Origin of the sequence: Bradyrhizobium sp. URHD0069, from assembly GCF_000701345.1 — a bacterium.
Taxonomy (GTDB): domain Bacteria; phylum Pseudomonadota; class Alphaproteobacteria; order Rhizobiales; family Xanthobacteraceae; genus Bradyrhizobium.
Window position 1 is genome coordinate 135,883 of sequence record NZ_JNIJ01000013.1, and the last position, 18,830, is coordinate 154,712.

20 protein-coding genes, 1 tRNA gene and 5 pseudogenes are annotated in these 18,830 nt (G+C 59.8%); 4 read left to right on the forward strand and 22 right to left on the reverse strand.

Features of this window, described 5'->3' with window-relative positions; genetic code table 11:
- Nucleotides 1–113 precede the first annotated feature (113 nt).
- The 11 genes and pseudogenes from N554_RS41860 to N554_RS0108485 form a co-directional block, all read right to left on the reverse strand.
- Nucleotides 114–236: pseudogene (locus N554_RS41860) on the reverse strand (NUDIX hydrolase); the annotation flags it as partial.
- A 615-nt stretch (nucleotides 237–851) separates the two neighbouring features.
- Entirely contained in the window at nucleotides 852–1,298 is a 447-nt protein-coding gene (locus tag N554_RS0108390; protein WP_029583058.1) for a hypothetical protein, read from the reverse strand.
- Between the two features lie 851 nt (nucleotides 1,299–2,149).
- Entirely contained in the window at nucleotides 2,150–2,362 is a 213-nt protein-coding gene (locus N554_RS0108405; protein ID WP_156041853.1) for a hypothetical protein, read from the reverse strand.
- A 34-nt stretch (nucleotides 2,363–2,396) separates the two neighbouring features.
- A complete protein-coding gene (locus tag N554_RS0108410) occupies nucleotides 2,397–2,561 on the reverse strand; it encodes a hypothetical protein (RefSeq protein ID WP_371259468.1) in 165 nt (54 codons plus the stop codon).
- 80 nt (nucleotides 2,562–2,641) lie between these two features.
- Nucleotides 2,642–2,845: pseudogene (locus tag N554_RS0108415) on the reverse strand (SOS response-associated peptidase); the annotation flags it as partial.
- Between the two features lie 299 nt (nucleotides 2,846–3,144).
- Nucleotides 3,145–3,381, reverse strand: coding sequence for a hypothetical protein (locus N554_RS0108425; RefSeq protein WP_029583064.1), 237 nt, complete (start codon nucleotides 3,379–3,381; stop codon nucleotides 3,145–3,147).
- Between the two features lie 263 nt (nucleotides 3,382–3,644).
- Nucleotides 3,645–3,788, reverse strand: a pseudogene (locus tag N554_RS38090) (helix-turn-helix domain-containing protein); the annotation flags it as partial.
- Nucleotides 3,789–5,487: 1,699 nt separating this feature from the next.
- Nucleotides 5,488–6,126, reverse strand: coding sequence for a glutathione S-transferase family protein (locus N554_RS0108465; protein WP_029583065.1), 639 nt, complete (start codon nucleotides 6,124–6,126; stop codon nucleotides 5,488–5,490).
- A gap of 133 nt (nucleotides 6,127–6,259) precedes the next feature.
- Nucleotides 6,260–6,805, reverse strand: coding sequence for a hypothetical protein (locus tag N554_RS0108470; RefSeq protein WP_029583066.1), 546 nt, complete (start codon nucleotides 6,803–6,805; stop codon nucleotides 6,260–6,262).
- 777 nt (nucleotides 6,806–7,582) lie between these two features.
- A complete protein-coding gene (locus N554_RS0108480) occupies nucleotides 7,583–7,744 on the reverse strand; it encodes a hypothetical protein (protein ID WP_156041854.1) in 162 nt (53 codons plus the stop codon).
- 30 nt (nucleotides 7,745–7,774) lie between these two features.
- A pseudogene (locus tag N554_RS0108485) lies at nucleotides 7,775–8,026 on the reverse strand (SOS response-associated peptidase); the annotation flags it as partial.
- A gap of 483 nt (nucleotides 8,027–8,509) precedes the next feature.
- Between N554_RS0108485 and N554_RS0108490 the strand changes: the two are divergent.
- Complete coding sequence (locus N554_RS0108490) at nucleotides 8,510–8,818, forward strand: hypothetical protein (RefSeq protein ID WP_156041855.1); 309 nt, start codon at nucleotides 8,510–8,512, stop codon at nucleotides 8,816–8,818.
- Here the strand turns inward: N554_RS0108490 and N554_RS0108495 are convergent.
- From N554_RS0108495 to N554_RS0108505, 5 genes and pseudogenes are all read right to left on the reverse strand, one after another.
- Nucleotides 8,790–9,254: a hypothetical protein gene (locus N554_RS0108495; protein ID WP_029583070.1), complete on the reverse strand. Its 465-nt coding sequence runs from the start codon at nucleotides 9,252–9,254 to the stop codon at nucleotides 8,790–8,792. The genes N554_RS0108490 and N554_RS0108495 overlap by 29 nt on opposite strands.
- A gap of 118 nt (nucleotides 9,255–9,372) precedes the next feature.
- Nucleotides 9,373–9,540: pseudogene (locus tag N554_RS41865) on the reverse strand (SOS response-associated peptidase); the annotation flags it as partial.
- Between the two features lie 7 nt (nucleotides 9,541–9,547).
- Complete coding sequence (locus N554_RS0108500) at nucleotides 9,548–9,808, reverse strand: hypothetical protein (RefSeq protein ID WP_029583071.1); 261 nt, start codon at nucleotides 9,806–9,808, stop codon at nucleotides 9,548–9,550.
- A gap of 4 nt (nucleotides 9,809–9,812) precedes the next feature.
- The gene (locus N554_RS38100) at nucleotides 9,813–10,226 is read right to left on the reverse strand and encodes a hypothetical protein (protein ID WP_081851179.1); all 414 of its coding nucleotides are present in this window, start codon (nucleotides 10,224–10,226) and stop codon (nucleotides 9,813–9,815) included.
- Nucleotides 10,216–10,419 (reverse strand): hypothetical protein, encoded by a 204-nt coding sequence (locus N554_RS0108505; RefSeq protein ID WP_156041856.1) that lies wholly within the window; start codon nucleotides 10,417–10,419, stop codon nucleotides 10,216–10,218. The genes N554_RS38100 and N554_RS0108505 overlap by 11 nt, the downstream gene beginning before the upstream one ends.
- A 278-nt stretch (nucleotides 10,420–10,697) precedes the next feature.
- Here N554_RS0108505 and N554_RS42665 point away from each other — a divergent pair, with 278 nt between their 5' ends.
- On the forward strand, nucleotides 10,698–10,832 hold the full coding sequence (locus N554_RS42665; RefSeq protein ID WP_256378725.1) for a hypothetical protein: 135 nt from the start codon (nucleotides 10,698–10,700) through the stop codon (nucleotides 10,830–10,832).
- A gap of 119 nt (nucleotides 10,833–10,951) precedes the next feature.
- Here N554_RS42665 and N554_RS0108515 read toward each other — a convergent pair whose 3' ends face one another.
- The 6 genes from N554_RS0108515 to N554_RS0108560 all read right to left on the reverse strand — a co-directional run bounded on the left by N554_RS0108515 (nucleotide 10,952) and on the right by N554_RS0108560 (nucleotide 16,594).
- Nucleotides 10,952–12,151, reverse strand: coding sequence for a tyrosine-type recombinase/integrase (locus N554_RS0108515; RefSeq protein ID WP_036052686.1), 1,200 nt, complete (start codon nucleotides 12,149–12,151; stop codon nucleotides 10,952–10,954).
- 161 nt (nucleotides 12,152–12,312) lie between these two features.
- Nucleotides 12,313–12,402, reverse strand: a tRNA-Ser gene (locus tag N554_RS0108520).
- A gap of 406 nt (nucleotides 12,403–12,808) precedes the next feature.
- A complete protein-coding gene (locus N554_RS0108530; RefSeq protein ID WP_029583074.1) occupies nucleotides 12,809–13,297 on the reverse strand; it encodes an SRPBCC family protein in 489 nt (162 codons plus the stop codon).
- An 11-nt stretch (nucleotides 13,298–13,308) separates the two neighbouring features.
- Nucleotides 13,309–13,863 carry a hydrogenase gene (locus tag N554_RS0108535; RefSeq protein ID WP_245283554.1) on the reverse strand — a complete coding sequence of 185 codons (555 nt, stop codon included), beginning with the start codon at nucleotides 13,861–13,863 and terminating at the stop codon, nucleotides 13,309–13,311.
- A 1,194-nt stretch (nucleotides 13,864–15,057) separates the two neighbouring features.
- Nucleotides 15,058–15,513, reverse strand: coding sequence for a MaoC family dehydratase (locus N554_RS0108550; protein WP_029583077.1), 456 nt, complete (start codon nucleotides 15,511–15,513; stop codon nucleotides 15,058–15,060).
- A gap of 772 nt (nucleotides 15,514–16,285) precedes the next feature.
- Nucleotides 16,286–16,594, reverse strand: a complete 309-nt coding sequence (locus tag N554_RS0108560) for a hypothetical protein (protein WP_029583078.1) — start codon at nucleotides 16,592–16,594, stop codon at nucleotides 16,286–16,288.
- Nucleotides 16,595–17,675: 1,081 nt separating this feature from the next.
- Here N554_RS0108560 and N554_RS0108570 point away from each other — a divergent pair.
- Together N554_RS0108570 and N554_RS0108575 are read left to right on the forward strand one after the other, a co-directional pair.
- The gene (locus N554_RS0108570; protein ID WP_051677396.1) at nucleotides 17,676–17,936 is read left to right on the forward strand and encodes a hypothetical protein; all 261 of its coding nucleotides are present in this window, start codon (nucleotides 17,676–17,678) and stop codon (nucleotides 17,934–17,936) included.
- A gap of 284 nt (nucleotides 17,937–18,220) precedes the next feature.
- Entirely contained in the window at nucleotides 18,221–18,811 is a 591-nt protein-coding gene (locus N554_RS0108575; RefSeq protein WP_029583081.1) for a phasin family protein, read from the forward strand.
- Nucleotides 18,812–18,830: the final 19 nt, after the last annotated feature.

Below are 18,830 nucleotides of genomic sequence, written 5' to 3' on the forward strand. Positions count from 1 at the left end.
CAGAGACAAACGAGAAACCATGCATGTGGGCGAACCCGTTCGGCAGCACTTCGGTGACGATCACCGACATCAACCCGAACCCTTAGTGGTTCTAGTTTGATTTTGGCAGTGGCCTAATTTGATTTAGGAAAGAGTTTATCCCTGATGTAGCGCGACGTTGGCGTCAGACGAATGCCACGCGGCTTGCGCCAAGTTGCCTTATCGATTTCATGTTTGTCGCCGATTGGTAATCCACCGGTACTTAGCAGTTGGAGGATTAGGAATGTTGAAAAGAATGCGCAAGTTTGCCTTCGGCGTCGCAGCGGCAACTGCTCTTTTTGTAATTCCGATCTCGGCCTTTTCCCAATCTTTTGAGGTTGGACCGGGAGGCGTCCGAGTATACGACGGCCGTGGCAGAGGGGGCGGGCAATGCGAGCAATTGCGGCGTGCCTGCGAAAACAAGGACGCGCTAGGGGAGCGGGGCGAAGGAAATTGCCGCACATACCGCGAGACCTGCCAAAGACCAGTTCGGAGGGATGTGTGTGGCGAACTGAGACAAGCCTGCCTCAACAAGGACCAGTTGGGCGAACAAGGCGAAGGAAATTGCCGTAGGTATCGCCAGACTTGTCGAGGGGGCTAATTTTCAGTGTTGCGGGGTGTCCGGCATCGCTCGGCACCGCCCCGCGCACCCGTCATCGCCAAGGCCGCCTCATTTGGCGGCCTTTTCATCACCTACCTGTAATCCGCGCGGAAACCAAAAGCGGAAACCAAAAGAAGACCGAGTTGTTAGGGTTACACCCTAACCGGAGCAAAATCTCATGCGTGTTGTTGTCATCGCCACTATCTTGCTCGCGTCGTCAAGTCTCTGCCCCTCATTCGCCCAAGAGCAGGACAAACCTCCGGTCACAGCGCCGCAAACAGTTCCGGCCCAGCCTGACCAGAATTCCCAGCAACAGCGAGATCAACGGACCGATCGCGACCAACCAAGGGCCGACGATCGTGAGATGGGTCGCGACTGGCGGATGCGTCGCGGCGACGACGACCGTCAGGGCCGCGAAGACCGCGAAATGGGTCCAGACCGGCGAATGCACCGCGACCGTGATGATGATCGCGATCGCGACAAGGATCGCGGACGATATGGAGACCGGGGCGATCGAGGCTGGGACCGCGCGGACCGAGATAGGGACAGCAGACGCTACTTCGATGACGATCGGCCCCGCCGTCGCGTGAAGGTCTGCGTCGAGTACGAAAACGGTGACGAATATTGCCGCTACAAGGAGCAGCGCCGCTGATCGAAAGGTCGTTTGTTCCTTCGACATGCGCAAGGCGATTGCGACTTAAAAGCGCGTCGGGCGTCAAATGTCAGCGCCCGGGCAGACCATTCTTTAAAACCGAAATATGGTCACCCCATCCGCCGGGGATTTTCGGGTGGCAGAATATCGCGCTTATGCTGTAGGCCATGACGGGCGATTGGTTGGTTCCCGAGCGTTCGTTTGCGACAGTGACGCGGATGCTACTGTATGGGCAAAGCAGCTTGTCGATGGGCACGACATTGAGCTTTGGAGCGGCGATCGCTTGGTGATCCGCCTCGAACACAAGCCCGAGTAACTTCGATCGCTCTGCGGAATTTAGTCGCTTTCTCGACATTCACGGCGCATGGTCCCGAAATCACCGCCCGCCATCGGCTTTCATCGGTGACAGAGAGTGTTGTGCTCCCGCCTGAAGCAAGGTGGAATGCAATGACAGATTACCCAGCCGCAATCCGACTGTCCGCAATTGAGCAACTCCGCTGCCCAAAATGCCGAGCGCGCATGAAGCTTGCGCGCGTCTCGTCGGGGCCTATCGGATTTGAACTTCGCACGTTCGACTGCTCCAAATGCGTTCACGTCGAACAAATTGCCATTCCGTTGGATGATCGGATGAAATCCGACGCTGTTGGCTGGTTCACTGGTGAACTACGTCCGCCGAAGTAAGGCCACCTCACTGGGCTAAGCTTATGGACCACGCGATGCAACTGGCGCACCTTGACCATTTCCATTTGCAGCCGATGGTGAGGATCACGCTGTAATGCTTGCCACGATATTCCATCGGTCACCGTCACCCTATCTTCCATGTCGGCGCCGCGTGAGACCATGTTGAGCGCGTCATCGGGCTCAGGCAGGAAGGCATCCTAGTACTTGCGTAGCACCACACCCGTGACGATTAACGATCCCATGTATAGCAGGAAAACATTGAAAGCGACTTGCCACGCAAACATCACCGGATCGACCTGCCACGAGACCTGAAGGTCGCCGTAGACGCGGCTGTGGATTGGAAGCTGACCAGTTTCAAGCCAGACCCGGAAGTTCGCGATGCACACGGCAAGCAAAGCCAAGCCCAGCATCAACATTCCGGTTGTTTTTAGAAATCTCACCATGTCACGCGAACATCTCGGCACCCGCAGGCGTGAACTTCACATACGTTCCAGACTCATGCTTGGCAACCGCGCAGGCGAGGCCGGCGCTGTACTCCGCGGGCGTGCCGCCTTCCTTGAACAAGAACTGGCCGTTGATCGTCTCTATGAAGATGCGGCCGTCCTGCACCGCCTCGGTCGCGTTGGCGATCTCCAGCAGCTTGCGGGCGGCCTTTTCAGGATCAGCAAGCGGTCGGGGCTCGGCGTACTTTATGCTGCGGCCTTGTCTTCCTTGTCCGCACCGCGCGCAACAATCTTCATGGCATCGTCAGGCAAGGGCCGCTGCAACGCTTTTGCCTCATCCCATGGCGCGCGCATCCAGACGTCACGCTCCTCGTCCGTGGTCAGGATCACCGGCATCGCTTTGGGGTGGATCGGCTCGACCACCGCGTTCGGCGCGGTAGTCACGGCACCGGAGTCGAGACCGGCGTCACCGTCAGCGGCGCCACCACCACAGTCACCGGCGACATTAATGGCATCTTTCTCTACGATGCGACGGTGACCAACCATGCCGGCGCCAGCATCACGGGCGGCTTTTTCGTGATCGCCAAACCGCCCGCCGCCATTTTGCCGAGGACTGGTCGCAAATTGTTCACGAAGTGCGAGGCAAAATACGCAAAGCGGTTGCTGGCCGGATGTACGCCAAGCAATGTTAATGGGCCTCGGAGCGATCCGGGGCCTTCCTTCTTTGGCGTCCGGTGTTGTGCTCCGCCTCAGCGCATCCGATACGCATCAAATGCGTGAGCCAGGAAAACGACGATGCTCAAAAAGACGAGTAGCGCCGTGGCTGCCTCAATCATCGCCTTGCCCAGTCGCTTGTCGAGCCCGCGATAGCGGCCTTGAGAAATTGCCGGTAAATCGTGTCCAGGATGAGGGTCAAAATGATCGAACCCCGCTGCTTGATTGCGTGATGGTAAGCCGACTGCGTTTCGGGACCATTTCACGGCCAACCGAAAATGGTTTCGCCAACGCGCGCGCCGTCGGTTCCAGCGATCAGTCCGCTGGTGCCCGCGCCCCGACTGGTCATTTAATTTCGAGGAGCAGTCGATCGATACTCCGGCGGCTGTACGCCCGGCCGATCCAGAAGCGGACGTCGTCGTTCTGGATCGGTCCCATGTAGCTCACCAGCAGTTTCTCCTGCCTCCTCGGTGGCACAGTGGATGCGCTGGCGACCTTTCTCTCGCCGATCGTGATCCGGGGATGGTCCTGGCCTTCAGTTCTCTAAAGCGCGGTAGACGGACGCACGCCCGATCTTGAGAGTCTTGGCGATGGCGGACGGTCCCATGCCCTCCGCCTTGAGTGCCTTGACCTTCCCAGGGTCGATGGACGCCTTGCTGCCTCGATAGACACCCCGCGCAGGGCGCTCCACAGCCAGCGGACCTGAAAAAAACAGCAGATAGCTTGGATCATAGGTCTTAGTTTCATGACGGGCACGTCGGCGCAGCGGTGGTCAGAGACAGTGCAAACTATGCGCGGCTGAAGTTGCTGTCGTTGACCATGGTCATGCGCAGTGGCCCCTTTTTATTCTCAGTAGAGCTACGGAGCGTTTTCGGGTGGCTGGCATGTCCGTAGCCCGTACAGAAAAACCAAGCGACCAGTGTTAGATTATCAGTTCTCAAGTCGCGCGAGATCGGCAAACGCCAAACGACCTCGCCTTGCTGCAAAAGACGAGGCCGCCGGCGGCATGGTGCGCTGATGCACACTGGGATGCTGGAATTCCCGCCGCAAATAGGTAACTTTTGGCGGCCTCTTTCATTCCAGCTCACCACACAAATATTTTGATGCCGGGCCGCCTCAGTTGGCGGCCTCTTTCATTCTGGACGCTGCAAGCGTTTCTTTTTCGGCGCCAGCGCCTTGTCGATCGCGCGCTCCGCCAGCTTGACGCCGGACGGGCGGCTGACCGCCATGCCTGATCGGTACTGCCCCTCAATTTCGGCCGAGCATTTCCATTTGCCGCCGATGGATCACCGCGCCGGCGGCAACCGCCGCCATCGAGGCGTTCACGCCGAAACGGATTGCGCCACCTCCGATCAGGCCCCAGCGTTTCTAAGGCACCGCGCCTGAAAATCTCAAAACCCGCCCTGACCGGCGGGTTTTTTCTTTCTCGGTCGCGGCTGCGCGGCGGGATCGGATCACCAGTGATTTCAAGTTGCCATCAGCTTTCACGCGAACATCTCGGCACCGACAGGGTGAACTTCAAGTATGTTCCGAACTCATGCTTCCACAGGCAGCCAAGACGCACCTCCGTGCAGCGAACATCGCGACGTTCTCGTATTGGTCCATGGCCATGATATTGGATGGGGTGGTACTGGCCTGTTTCCGCGGCATATTTGGATTTCGGAACAAACGGGGGACGTGGATTGCGGTGGAAAAGTCCCAATTTTGCCGCCATCCGTTCTCCCGTAGTTCTCCGGATATTGTTCCTTGACGAGACAAGGAACCGGAGCGACACTTCTGCATGGGCCAAGCGAAATGACCGAGTTGCCCCAGTTGCGGGGCGTATCTGGTTCTGGCGCTGCCTCTTGGCGGCAAGGGCCACGCACATTCCAATGTTTTAAGTGCAATGACGGCCTCGATCCTCTGAAAACGGAAACGACTACTGGCTGGCTTAAGAGTGAGCTACAGCCACCGAAATAAGGCATCCCGCCCATGCGTGACCGCCTCTATTTCTCCTTCCCGCTTATCTGGCTTGCCGGCATTGTCGGCATCATGATCGTTGGCTTTCTTGTGCAATGAGGCCGCCTCAGTTGGCGGCCTCTTTCATTCTGGACGCTGCAAGCGTTTCTTTTTCGGCGCCAGCGCCTTGTCGATCGCGCGCTCGGCGCCTTGACGCCGGCCGCGTGGCTCGTTGCTTTGCCGGCAGCCCCCGATCATCGAACCACCATCCTTGAGGCGGCCAGCGCGCCGAGCTCGTAGACGAGAGCCAGCCTCGCCGGCCGGCGCGATCCGATGTAAGGTCCGGTTTCCGGAACCGGGCCGATGGCAGTTCGCGGACCCATTGCAGACCTCGACGGGATCTGACGGCGGTTTCGCGACCGTCGGTTCGTGGGCCGGGCTCAATCCGCCGCGGCGAAATGCGCCATCTGGTCGTTGTATGCCTTCACGAAGGCCGGTCGGGCCGTGGCGCGCGCGACGTAGGCGCGGCAAGCAGGGAATTTTGCGAGCCCATCGAACCGATCGACGAGGCGCAGCACATCCGCCATGAGAATGTCGGCTACGGAAAAGGTCCCGACCAGCCATTCGCTTCCGTCCAGGACCGTTTCCATGTGCTTGAGCCGGGCCTCAAGGAAGGAGTCAAAAAACTTTCGCATTGGCGTTTCGTCGGTGTCACCTGAGAACATGAAGAAGGACCAGGGCTGGCTCGCGGCCTCGACAGAAGCGAGCGCTGCGAACAGCCATTCCTTGGCGTCGCTGCGGCCGCGCCGATCCGCGGGCATCAGCTTGTCGCTCAGCTCGCCGAGGTGGAGCAGGATCGCGCCGCTCTCGAAGATCGAGAGGTCTCCATCGGTCAGCCATGGCGCCTGGCCGAAGGGTTGGTGCGCGAAGTGCTCGGCCGTCCGCTCACGGAAAGGCGTGCTTTCGACGCGATAGGGCAGGCCGGCTTCTTCGAGCGCCCAACGCACGCGCAGGTCGCGCACATAGCCGCGCGGCGTTTCGGGAACCCAGTCGAAGGTGGTGAGGACCAGGTCAACCATTCGCGATCTCCATTTTGCGTGCTTCCTGAGCCAAGGACGCACCGGCCACGCCCCAGCCGACATTAATCATTGGCCGACGTCGTCTTTCCACCCCGAACCGCCCTTGGCAAGGTCCGCTCCCGGTCATCGCGGGCTATTCAACAGAGGGCAATACGGCGGCGTCACGGCGGTGACGATCTCCGACACCGAGCAGACCGAGCCGGCGCGGTGGCAGTCGGCACCACGGCGGTAACCAGCGTCGCGGTGATATGATAAATGCGACGATGATGACGGCGCCGACGGCGACGATCACTGTCACCAACCCGACCGGAGCCACGGCGGCGACCAGCGTCATGTTGGTGAACGCCGCGACGACACGGCGGAAGGGCATCAACCCGACCTCGGGAACGACGACCGTGCCACGGCGGTGACGATCTCCGACACCAAGCAGACCGTGGCGGGGCGGTGACGCTGTCGGCGCCACGGCGGCGACCAGCGTCATGGTGATGAACGCGACGGCGATGACAGCGACGACACCAGCGCGCGTCGCCGGAACGGCGAATGTGCTAGTGACGACACCTGGCGGCACCAATATGGCCAACACGCTGTACACCCATGTGACGCCGGCGCCGACGGTGTGACGCGCATGTCCGGCATCGGCAACCCCGCTTGGCGGCACTTCGGTGACGATCACCGACATCAACCCGACCGGAGCCAAGGCGGCGACGGCGCCACGACCGCGACCAATGATACAGTTAGCGGGCTGCGCGGCGGGATTGCATCACCAGTGATTTCAAGTTGCCATCAGCTTTCGCGAACATCTCGGCACCGATAGGCGTGACCGGGCTCATGCTTTCACAGCCAGCCAAGACGCACCTCCATGCAGCGAACACCGCGACGTTCTCGTATTAATCCATGGCCATGATACGTTCCCATGGGTGGGGCGGTACTGGCCTGTTTTGACCCTCAGTGGCCTAATTTGATTTTGGCGGTGGCCTAATTTGCTAACGAGCCGTAAATCCGCCGCCGTTCGTTCTACGTAGAAATACTGAATTGCAGCGTCACCAAGTGGTGGAACATTTTTTCGGAATTTGCTTTTTTAGGCCAGCATTCCCGAGCGGTCCTTGAGGGATGGATGTCTGTTCCGGGGTTGTCAGGGACCCGGGCAAACCCTCTCCGGGTCCCGCCCGGTTTTGCTGGGCTGAATTTTAATCGACTCCCTTCCCCAACCGGAATTTACTGGCCTGGCCTGCCAGCGCCGGGATCGCGTGGGGGAGGATTGGCCATGGACAGCGCAGAACATTGCCGGGCTCAATTGGCAGAATGCAGCAGGTTGATGCCTTTGGCGGAGAGTGCAGCCGAAGCCACTGTCCTCAAAAATCTTATTCGCAGTCGGAAGATGATTGCCAATCAAATGGCTCTGTACGAAGCGCTCCTCCAGGATAGGGAGTAAGGCCGCTTCAGTTGGCGGCCCCTTTCATTCTGGACGCTGCAAGCGTTTCTTTTTCGGCGCCAGCGCCTTGTCAATCGCGCGCTCCGCCAGCTTGACGCCGGCCGGGCGGCTGATCGCCATGCCTGATCGGTACTGCCCTTCAATTTCGGCGGACCATTTCCATTTGCCGCCGATGGTGAGGATCACGCTGTATTCTTTGCCACGATATTCCATCGGTCACGCCGCCGCCTTATCTTCCTTGTCTTCTCCGCGCGCGACGATCTTGAGTGCATCGTCTGGCAAGGGCCGCTGCAACGCCTTCGCCTCGTCCCACGGCGCGCGCATCCAGACGTCGCGCTCCTCGTCCGTGGTCAGGATCACGGGCATCGCCTTCGGGTGGATCGGCTCGACCGCCGCGTTCGGCGCGGTCGTCAAGAACCCGTAGACGAGGTGAGGGCCGGGGACTGGCTTCGACTTCGTGCCACGGTCGCTACCGCGCCGGCCGGTGCGATCACTGGCTGAAGGTCAAGAACCGGAAGCACCCCGCCTTCACCCGGCGTCGCCGATCAGTTCTGAACCCATCAGGGCGGCCCTCGCTACCCACGGCCAGCCGCCCCCGGGAACTCTGATTAAATCAAAAAATCCCCGGAACGATCAGCCGGAAAATGCGTCACAGAGCAAGGTGACGCGATGACCGTCGTTACCTAGTAGCGGCCCCAGCCGCACATCGACAGATCCTGCCCAGGCTGGGGTCGCGCTACGGCCGAGCGCGGCGTGTCGGTGTTGAGAGAAAAGGCCCCAGCCGGGGACGGGGCCGGGACCTTTTCAGTTGCCGGGCGGGCAATACAAACCCGGCGCCAATGTAACTTTGAAGGTGAGGTCTCGGGTCCGCTCCGTCGATTGCCCCCGGTGGAACGCTGGGCGTTTGTGCCCGTTGCACCTCTAAATCAAGCCAAGGAGGACTCCCAGATGGTGAAGATCACTCCTGCCGTGGCGGCAGCCGCAGCGATGCTGACGACTGCCCCGCTCGTCACTCCGGCCAAGGCCCAAGGCGTCAAGATTGCCCAAGGGGTTGATGTTCAAGTCGGGCGGGACCGCGATTACGACAGGGACCGCGACTACGATAGGGACCGTGGCCGGCGGTACGACACCGACACCACAGTTGGCATCGGTCCCGGTGGTGTCACCGTCGGCCCACGACAGCGCTGCCGCACGGTAACTACCCAGGTTGAACGAGACGACGGCCGCATGATTACGCGCAGGGAGCGCCGCTGCGACTAACGGCCGGAGCCGAAACAGTGCGCTTCGCGCTACGGACTATTCTGCTGGCAGCCCAACGCCCGGAGAGAGTCGCTGGCATGATGCTTTCCGAACTCATGACCTTGAAGGGCATGGATACTTTCGGCCTGACCGATCCCATCACCCGCGGCCAAGTCGTCCAGGCGCGTTGCTCGCGATGTTCGGCGAAATCGGCATCGATGCAGCCGAGCAGGTAGACTTGCCACGCTTCCTCAAATTTGGCGAGCGCCAGGACGAACGTAGGGGCGGTGCCCTCGGCAATTTTGAGGCGCTGCGAATTGAAGCCGCAGATCCAGCCCCATTGGTCGACGTCGTTCGGCACGCCGCTGCGCATGGTGCCGACCTGCACATCGCCGTAATAGACGTGCCAGACATCCACTTTACTGTCCTTCACGCGGCGGCGAGTTAGTTCGGTCATGGGCCATATTGAAGCGTGGAAGCGTCAGCAGAACGCCATCTGATTGGGGTTGCGACCCAATCCCGGCACCAGCGGCCGCAGAAGGTAGGGGACCACGAGCGGGACGCTGCGCCTGTAGCCAGCGCGGCCCGTCAGCTCGCTGGCCCGGCTCCGGACCTATACCCGGTGCCGGGTAGTCCGGAAACAAGCCGGGCATTGGTGGCAGGTTGCCGACGTAGCGGTTCATGACACGAAACAGCGCGATGATAGCGGCTTGGTTTGTGGTGATCGAGTAGAGATTGCACACGGGTCGGTTACCGCGCCAACTGTTTCGGAAGAACCAGTACGATACCGATTTCGTGCTTCAGAATGTCCGTTGCGAAAATAGAAATGTGAAGGGAAAAACGGTCCTCCATTTCGGCCGCAGCCTCCTCGTCCCTGGCGAAAACATAGAGCATATCGCCGTCAACCTCATGAAATTGCACACCGGCGAACAACCGATCGAACGTAGTGGCGCCTACGACGAGGGCCATGCGGGCGGCGATTGCCTGGTCCTGGACCGGAGAGAGCTTCATTTTTTCAGCGTTCCCCTGGCCACCAAGTGGATGGTGGGTCATTGGCAGATATTTTCGTCGGCCGCAGCGCCACCAGGTGGCTGCGCTTATACGGGTAGCCCCGGACCTGCGAGCAATCCTTGCATCGCATGTAACGCTCCAGTTCGTGGATGGGCGTCGTCTTCGGCCGACGGACAATATTCAGCGCCACCGTCTGGTGCGTATCGCAGCCGAGGCACCGGACTTCGAGATAGCAGTAGCCTGCGTTGAGTGCGTCACCTAACGCCGGCGAAGGTTGGGCTGGTCCCTTGTAACCAAGCATCCGCTGGTTCCAGGCAAGGCAGGCAAGCCGGTCGGCCTCCTTGCGCGCTTCCTGCGCGCGCTCCGCCGAGGCGCGGATTGAACTGCCATAGATCGACTCCCGGGACTTAGTACCCATCAGGCATCTGCTCCGGTCGTCCGTCCGGTGCACCGAACGGTTGCTCGTCCGCAGCCATCTCAGAGCGACGTTGCATCCCAGTCTGCTCGACCACGCGGGCAAAGTCCGCGATTGTCTTCTCGTTGATGATCGACGGCTCAAGTGCTTTGTCCTGCCGAATTCTCGGTAAGTCGCGGCCGGTCAGGATCGTCATGAAGCGTGGTGCCATCAGCGCATTAGAGCGGAGCCGACGCCGGCTTGCAAACCGCCCTATACATTGGGATCGGAACTGCGCGCAGACACTCCTGATCGCGGGTGTTGATAAGTCGGGTGCCAAGGAGGTGGGGGGAGTCTGCCGGCGTGGTTTTAGAACCGTAGGCTCGGCGGGGCGGCTGCGCGTGTCGATGTGACGGACTTCAACCTCGCCTCGGAGATGACGCCCGGCGCCACGGCGGTGACGATCACCGGGACCAACCAGACCGAACGAGGGCGATGACAGTCGGCGCCGCGGCCGCGACCAGCGTCGTGGTGGTGAACGCGACGACGATCACGACAGTGACGCCGGAGCATTCCGCGCGCGCGGTCGATGTCACCGTGACCACGGCCGGCGGCTCCGGCACTCCCTGATTACTGCTTCATGGGTGGTCAGCGTCAGTGCAGCCACCTGCCGTTCGAGCATGATCTCGCGCTCGAACTGGGCCATCGCGGCGAACATGTTCAGCATCAGCCTTACGGTGGCGCTCCGGTCAGGCTTCAGACATGCAGAACTTAGCCCATTCGTGCATCAGTCGCCGCCGCTTGGCGAGGGCATCTGAACGGCGGTACGCCGCTTCGGTTTCGTCTTCGATAACGTGCGCAAGAGCCTGCTCGCAGAGCTCGCGCGGAAAGTTCGTCATGTCGCCAGCCCAATCGCGGAACGTCGACCGAAAACCGTGCGTGGTCGCCTTAACGTCGGTATGCCGCGCAATCGCTTTTGCCAGCGATACGTCGCTGATCGGCCTGCCTCGCCTCATGCCAGGGAAGATCAGACTGTTGCTTCCGTGGCGTTCGCGGGCCAGCTCCAACACTTTCAGTGCGGCGGCGGTCAGCGGGACGACATGTGGCCGGTCAGGCCGGTCGCCCTTCATTCTGACGCCTGGGATCGCCCAAAGGTCTTGCTTGCCGTCTATTTCGATCCAATCGGCAAATGCCCCTTCGTTATAGCGTGCAGCCGTCAGGATGATGAATTGCAGTAGCGATGCTGAGTCAGATTGGTCCGCGCACAAGGACGCCATGAATTTCGGGAGTAGGCGATAGGGCAGTGCCGCGAAATGTTGGACCTTGCGGACCTTTCGCTTGCTCGGGAGCAACGGCTTGATGCGCTCGCGCCATGCAGCCGGATTGTCGCCGGTGCGCAGCCCTTCAGCCTTACCGGCTGTCAGGATCATCTCGATACGACCGCGCACCCGCGATGCCGTCTCAGGCTTGCTGTTCCAGATCGGGGTGAGGACCTTCATTATATCGGGGGTATCGATGTCAGCGACAGCGGTTTGGCCGATCAGCGGGAAGGCATAGGTCTTGAGCGAATTGATCCATTGCTGGCGGTGCTTGGGGTTTTTCCAGCCCGCTTCCATGCGAGTGATGTAGCCTTCCGCATATTGTCGAAACGTCACCGAACGCGCCGCCTCGGCCTTAACGGCGGCTCGCTGATTGTTCCTATGCTCGATGGGGTCGATCCCCTTGCGGGTCAGTCTGCGGGCTTCCTCTGCCGCTTCGCGGGCCTGCGCTAGGCTAACATCGGAGGCAGGTCCCAGCCCCATGTACCGCTCTTTCCCGGTGACCGGGCTCTTGAACCGGAAAACCCACGATCGCCCACCACGAGCGTCTATGTCCAGCCTAAGACCGCCACCGTCGGTGAGCTTGTCGCCCGGCTTCGCATTCTTGACCTGTAAGGCGGTGAGCGCCACTGGAAACTGTCCTCCAAATTCCACGTTCTAACCCACGTCAAACCCGTGGATGTAGTCGGACTTCGGAGGACATCCTTAGACGGAAATTGTCAGTTAGTCACTGCAATTACAGTGTTTATGCTTCAGAAAGAGACGTGGGTGGACATGGCTGGACATGTTGCTGGCGGAAGGGGTGGGATTCGAACCCACGGTACCCTTGCAGGCACGCCGGTTTTCAAGACCGGTGCCTTAAACCACTCGGCCACCCTTCCAACCGTTGAAACCGCTGGGTTTTCCAAGTTGCGCAGAGAACAAAGATGGACTCTGCACCGCTTTGCTACCTAACGTCTTCGGCGTGCTTGTTTATGGCTGCCCGAAGCGCCTCGTCAACCGTCGCGGCGGCACCTTCCTGCATATTCGGCATCAGATGCGAATAGATGTCGTAATCGCCATACCGGAATGGCCGAGGCGTGCCTGCACAATCTTGGGGTGAACCCGCGCGGCAAGCATGTGGCTGGCGCGGCTATGCCGCAACTTTGGGCAGCGTCACGCCCCGTTCTTTCAGGAAATCCGAAACGGCGTGCGTTAGACTTCCTCGTGAGCTACAAAGATACCAGCGCTAAACAAACCTGGAAATGCCGCGACTGCTGTTGCGACCAGAAAGGACGGCATCGAGCTTCACTGCGCAAACTTGCCTGGCGCGGAATAGCTCGTGTCAGTCACTCGTCCAGTCTCCATGACCTCCTTCAGCCTATGAAGATTTGAACGTACTTCTTCGGCCGGGAATTTTCCGATCAGAGCAAGTGCGGCGCGTCCTAGTCGCCCGAGAGGAGCTTTCATCACTTCGCGAACTTCCGTTTCACCAGCGTCGGTGCCACAGGCGAAATGAATTTCCCAGTAGGTCCTTAGTCCAGGTAAAGCGACCGTTTCGTAGCGGATCAGTTCGTTTGTGCGCTCCTCGGTCACTCTGACCGTCCAATTCGCGCGAACTCCCAGGGGACCCTGTATCGTCCATCGAAACGTTGCTGGACCGATTTGCTCAACGGCCATGACGTCGCCCAGGAAGCTAGGAAGGTTTTTGAAGTCCCGATAAAACCTGAACACTTTCTCTATCGCGCATTGGATCGTCACACCTTCTTCGATCGCGCCTTCGACCCGTCGCAACATCGACGTTTATTTCATCCTCTCTGCCCTTCCGCCGTGCGTGAAGCATCGAGCTTCGGCGGCAATGGTCCGCGCCGAAGACCCCAAAGGACAAGCAACGCGGAGGCGACGATCACAACGCTGACGCTTTGGAATCCAGCGGTGACAAGAATCTCTTGCCACGGTTTGCCACTATGGCCTGCTGCTGAGATTGGAGACAAAGCCGCCGTACCGAAAACCGCAGCGAGCGTCGTAACCAGCCAGTTCGCGTAGGTGCCGTAGAGCGCGGTCCAGTATGCTGTCGCCTTTGCTCGTGGCGGAAGTTTCACCTCGGTCCAGATGGCACCCAGCGCGACCAGGAGCATGCCATTCATCACGCCCTCCAGGTGTGCGGCGAGCCCCATGCGGACATTGGCGAAACGTTGCTCGAGGAGGCCGGTGGCCAGGCAGAGCAGGAATAGGAACATGCCATGCCACATCAAGTGTCGGTTGGTGGTTTCCACGTCATTTTCCTCTCGAATACCGGGTTCCGGGCTCTCCTGCGAAACGCATTGCGCCATGTTGTTGTGAGGGTTTTTCTTGCCGCTCAAATGCTGACGGCACCGCGCTGCGAACGGCGCTGGCAACCGCAAAATCCTGCTAAGTCAGCCAGCGCCTGCAGCACCTTCGGCACCGAACCGATCGAGCCGCGAGGCAGTTCCGGCGGAGTCAATGCCGGGTTCTGTCGGTCCCGCATCAGATTGCGCGGCCCGGGGTCGGTGCCGCCGCGACCTGGCCGGTAAGGTTGAGGGACGGCGTCCCCGGATTGCGCGTGTGCGATAGCATTTGTTGTTAGGAGGATTCCGGCAGCGGTCGCTGCCAGCATTCGGCGACGGGAATGGAATCCATGATTTGTGTCCAGTCGTTCGAAGCAAATAAACTGTTGCTGCCGGCGACGTGTGCGCCTGAGATCGTCAGAGCTTCATCCGGCGGTAGCGGCGACTGCAGACTGTGCATGCAGGCCCGATGGGCCGCCGCGGGCAAACGCCGCGGTGGTTGAAACGCCATGCTCGATCTGCGCGAAGCTGATTAAGGTTCGCAATCCGCCGACACCATTAAATTGAATTCTATTCTGTGCGTTTTGACAGGCACACGAGCCAAGCGGCATCAAGAGTATTTGACGGATCGTGAAGCCGCTACAGGTTGGGGCCGTGCCCGCCCGTGCGCACATAATCAGCGCGGCATCCACGATGGCTGAACAATACGATGCGGTCTGTTTTGGTCATAGGCCTATTGATTACTTTGTGTGCTTCTGCCAACGCCGCGCCGATGCATCGCCCCAAGCCGCCCCGGGTCCACTTACGCACGCACAAACGTGTTACCATCCGTCCCGCCCAACATATTACCGCTCCCGCGCGCTTCGCGGTTCCCGGTTGGACCGACGAACAGACCCAATACTGGCTGGACAACGCCACCGTCGCCGCCGGTTTGGGCTGATGGAAGGCAACTTGCGCCCCGGGCTCTCGGTGGCACAGTCGTGCGTCTTCGTGTCCGGCCCGCACTTTTTCATGATCGCGGGTAATCTTATGGGCGTCCCGTCGCTCCCCACACGGGAGCGCGGATGGAGAACGTTATTGCGCGCGTAGCGATTGGCACCGCAATGGCATCGGCATCTCGAGGCAATCGCCATCGAGCATGACTGCCACCGTTATAAAATCGGGACCAGCTACACATAAAGATGACATATCCGTGGACGCTCACCCATGGCGCACCGACGGAATCCTCAGAAAAAGCCAAGCGACCAATCAAGCGGTCGCAGGATCAGGGCGACGAGCGAGGATCGCGATCGGCGTGAAGGTGTATACCGCTTCGCCTCGCTGGTTGTAGGCCGTCCATTTGACCTTCGCGAGCCCTTGCGGCTTGGTTCGGGATGGAATTAGCTCCACCACTTCGCCTTCGACATGAAGAATATCGCCAGGGCGCACCGGCATCATCCAGCGTAAGTCGTCGACGCCAAGACCCATGAGCGGCTGGGGCCCAAATGGCCGGGCTTCGACGCAAAGGCGCATCGACATGGCCGCAGTGTGCCAACCGGATGCTGCAAGCCCTTTGAATACGGTTTTCTCGGCGGCGGCTTCATCCAAATGAAACGGCTGCGGATCGAACTCCGCCGCAAACCGCTGTATATCTTCCGTGGTGACCGTAACCTCGCTGGTTTTGAAACGCATCCCCAGCGCCAGGTCGTCGAACCACTCGATCATTTTTGCTTCGCCTCTGTTTCACTTCTGGATTCTGCTGTCTCTGTTCTGGTCGTGCGACACCGGCGGGTTCTTTCGATACTCGGCTTCCATTGCGGCCAGTTCGCGTTCCTGCTCGTCGTCCTCGTCCCGTTCCTCCGGCAGCAGCGCGAACGCGCGGAGCGCGACTTCCCTTGCTTCCTGTTAGTTGTACCCCGCCTTCATCAGCCGGTCGATCTCTCCCTGGGCCAAGCTCGCCTCGGGCGACATCCCGGCTTTGTCTAGATACCGGATCAGCCCTCGGACCACTCCGCTATGTCGGCCGCATGGCGAAATGGGCCGCGCCGGCCTTGAATAAGGGGCAGTGCACGTTGATAAGTCGCGTCGCCGGCGAGCGGCGGCTCCGACTGGACGGTTTTGGCTTTCTTCGCCGCCGATCGAGCCAGCTTCCGGTGCACTTTGGCGAATTCAATCAGGTGCTTCTTCGCCTTGGAATCGGTCGCCGCCGTCCATCGTCTGACGGCTGTCGTTGTAGCGCCTGTGCCTCATCAGGAAGTGGAAGCTCAAGCATCGCGCTGTTGCCTATAGCCGCGCATGTCGTCGCTGGGCTTGACGTCCTGCGAGCGGCTGTAGATGGCCAATGCAGTATTGGTCAGCTCTCTTCGCCGCGTGGGCCTAAGCGTCGACCGCGTGAGCTACAAAGATGCCAGTGCTAAAACAGACCCAGAAATGCCGCGACCGCTTCAATCACTTTGACGCTCAAGTTGATCAGTGGCGACGCCCCAGCCCAGAGGCATCAGCATCCCCGGCAGATCGATCCTATCATCTTGTCGACCTTCGATTCTTCACGGTCGATAGCGGGATCGGTGCCAAGCGGTGGGCCTTTCATGGGACGTTCCGTGCCGGATGACGGGAGCGCCGTGCCTAACGAGTTGGTGCCGGGTGCGGCGGCGGTGGTACCCAAGGCGCCGCCCGTCATGGGCATACCCGTCACGGACATGTGAGACGATCCCATGCCATGCCCTCCCATACCGCCGCGAGCAAACGCCGCGGTGGTTGAAACGCCAACGCAAAGGACGAAGCAAAGAACGGAAAGGGTTTTCATGCCGAGCCTCCCTCGTTAGCCCCAGCGGCGGGCGGCTCTGAGGGAATTTCGATTGCGCCGGCCCTCGACACCGCCGCGGCCGTGGTCATCCTCGCGTCGCCGCTACCCTGTGAGTTGTTGCCTGGGCCCAAGTTGTTAAGGAGGATACCAGCCGTACCCACGACTGCGACGATTACAGTTACCATCATGGGTATCAAGTCATCGCGTGGGTCTTTTCTTTGAGCGAGGGTCTTCATGTTCTTCCCAATTCGTTGCTCGATGTGCGTCAAGGTGATGTAGGTTCGCAATCCGCCGACACCATTAAATTGAATTTTATTCCGTGCGTTTTGACAGACACACGAGCCAGGCGGCATCAAAAGTATTTGACGGATCGTGAAGCCGCTACAGCTTGGGCCTTGGCCGCCTGTGCGCAGATGATCAGCTTGACCGACACGGCCGAGATCTGAGCCGATGTTGGGTCCATGATAGCCCATGCGCGATGATCCTTTCGAGGCAGCGGCTCAGTCGGTAGACTGAATGGAGCAAATAGGATGCGATCTGTTTTGGCCTTAGGCCTATTGATTACTTTGTGTGCTTTTGCCAACGCCGCGCCGGTGCATCGCTCCAAACGGCCCGTGGGCCACTTGGGCCCGGTCCAACCTGTTACTGTCCCCAAGGGCTACGCTGTTCCGGGTTGGACCGAAGAACAGACTCGATCCTGGCTGGATAGCGCCTCAGGGCCAAAAGGCTGAACCAACCGCCGCTGGCTTAGGTTGACTGGCGTTCCGGCCGGATGTCGGCACCGTGCCGCCGGTGCACATGATCAAGCAGACCGAGACTCGCGAGATCACGCCTTGCAGGTGGGTGCACCCGGACGAGGAGAGGTGAGGGGCGTGACGTCAGGTATCGCTCCAACGAGGTTGCCTTGCGCATCAGTTCCTCAAGCTCTTCTTTTGTGAGGTGCACCGGCTTCGAATAATCCAAGGCACTAATCGGCCATTTTTTTTGCCGCCCCTGTTGGGGTCTAGGACCGAGGAACATCGGCTAATTTAACCCGTTCTCCAAGGCATGGGTGCGGGTTTCACAACGCTAAGGAGCAGTCATGAAGTACTTACTGATTATAGTAGGAGCGGCGAGCCTATGCGCCGCAATGCCCGCAGGCGCCGAAGAAGTCGGCATCGGTGTCGGAGTAACGCCGGGGGGCGGAGCCGGAGTGACGGTGGGTTCGGACCAACGCGACCGGATTCGCGAGCAGGAAAGAACAACCGTAATCAAGGAGCGCGAGCCCCAAGACACAACTATCGTCAAGGAGCGTGAGAGGGAACCTGATCGTAAGGTGATCATCGAGCGCGACCGCAATTAAAAGCCGATCAACTCCTTCATACTCTTGGCGTCAGGCGCGGACCCGCTCGATGATCTCCATCGGGCGGGTTTTCGCTTGGTCAGTGCGCCGCACCCAGCGAGCCAGTCTAGGGATTAAACGGAACTTGCAGCGTTAGTTCTTGTATAGCATCAAGGATTCCGAAAAGCTCAGCAACGCTGGAACGGCTCTCAAGCGACCGCGTTTGTTTGCGAGAAATGCACCTGTGCTCACCACGTCGCACAGGCATCCGAAATCACCAGTCAAACATCGAGGAGGCAGTTAAGATGGCAAATCCACGCCAAGAGGATAAGTCTAGCCAAAGCGCCGAGCAAACAATTCGACAGGCCAGCGAGAGGACTGCTGAGCAGACTAAGCGCGTCGGAGAAACTGCGGTTGAGGCCAGTCAGGAGGTGGCTCGGGTCGGTGCCGACCTGCTCCAGCAAAATGCCGAGGCGCTGAAGAACGCCTTGCGGTTCGGATTGGAGATGACGACAGCAGTAATGGGTCGTTCTACCGACCAGGTCAGTCGCACGCTCGGCTTGTCGGGGAACGAAGTGCAAGAAGCAACTGAACGGTCAGCCCGCAACGCCGCAACGACTCTGCAGTCTACCAGCGCGCTTGCTAAAGGAATGACTGGAATGTCGCGAGAGTATTTCGCGTTCGTTCGGCACCAAATGGAGTGTTCGATGAACCGCATGAACGAATTGTGGAGTTGTCGAACTCCTCAGGAGATTGCAGCCGTGCAGAGTGATTTTGTTCGTGAAACCCTGGAGGGTGCCGTGGAGAGCAGCCGTCGGATGGCCGACATGTCGCTCAAGGCTGCCGACGATGCCGCAAAGCAGATGGCTCAAAATATCGAACGGCGTGCCGCTTAGTCCGGCTTTTAGCCTTGGT

What these genes read in the sequence shown, in the direction of transcription:
- N554_RS0108405 (WP_156041853.1), bottom strand. Translation starts at nt 2,362, where the DNA reads ATGCTGGGCTTGGCTTTGCTTGCCGTGTGCATCGCGAACTTCCGGGTC.
- N554_RS0108570 (WP_051677396.1), top strand. Translation starts at nt 17,676, where the DNA reads ATGAAGTACTTACTGATTATAGTAGGAGCGGCGAGCCTATGCGCCGCA.
- N554_RS0108470 (WP_029583066.1), bottom strand. Translation starts at nt 6,805, where the DNA reads ATGTCGGTGATCGTCACCGAAGTGCCGCCAAGCGGGGTTGCCGATGCC.
- N554_RS0108530 (WP_029583074.1), bottom strand. Translation starts at nt 13,297, where the DNA reads ATGTTGCGACGGGTCGAAGGCGCGATCGAAGAAGGTGTGACGATCCAA.
- N554_RS0108575 (WP_029583081.1), top strand. Translation starts at nt 18,221, where the DNA reads ATGGCAAATCCACGCCAAGAGGATAAGTCTAGCCAAAGCGCCGAGCAA.
- N554_RS0108465 (WP_029583065.1), bottom strand. Translation starts at nt 6,126, where the DNA reads ATGGTTGACCTGGTCCTCACCACCTTCGACTGGGTTCCCGAAACGCCG.
- N554_RS0108505 (WP_156041856.1), bottom strand. Translation starts at nt 10,419, where the DNA reads ATGACGATCCTGACCGGCCGCGACTTACCGAGAATTCGGCAGGACAAA.
- N554_RS0108500 (WP_029583071.1), bottom strand. Translation starts at nt 9,808, where the DNA reads ATGAAGCTCTCTCCGGTCCAGGACCAGGCAATCGCCGCCCGCATGGCC.
- N554_RS38100 (WP_081851179.1), bottom strand. Translation starts at nt 10,226, where the DNA reads ATGGGTACTAAGTCCCGGGAGTCGATCTATGGCAGTTCAATCCGCGCC.
- N554_RS0108495 (WP_029583070.1), bottom strand. Translation starts at nt 9,254, where the DNA reads ATGACCGAACTAACTCGCCGCCGCGTGAAGGACAGTAAAGTGGATGTC.
- N554_RS0108390 (WP_029583058.1), bottom strand. Translation starts at nt 1,298, where the DNA reads ATGTCGAAGGAACAAACGACCTTTCGATCAGCGGCGCTGCTCCTTGTA.
- N554_RS0108560 (WP_029583078.1), bottom strand. Translation starts at nt 16,594, where the DNA reads ATGAAAACCCTTTCCGTTCTTTGCTTCGTCCTTTGCGTTGGCGTTTCA.
- N554_RS0108550 (WP_029583077.1), bottom strand. Translation starts at nt 15,513, where the DNA reads ATGATCGAGTGGTTCGACGACCTGGCGCTGGGGATGCGTTTCAAAACC.
- N554_RS42665 (WP_256378725.1), top strand. Translation starts at nt 10,698, where the DNA reads ATGACAGTCGGCGCCGCGGCCGCGACCAGCGTCGTGGTGGTGAACGCG.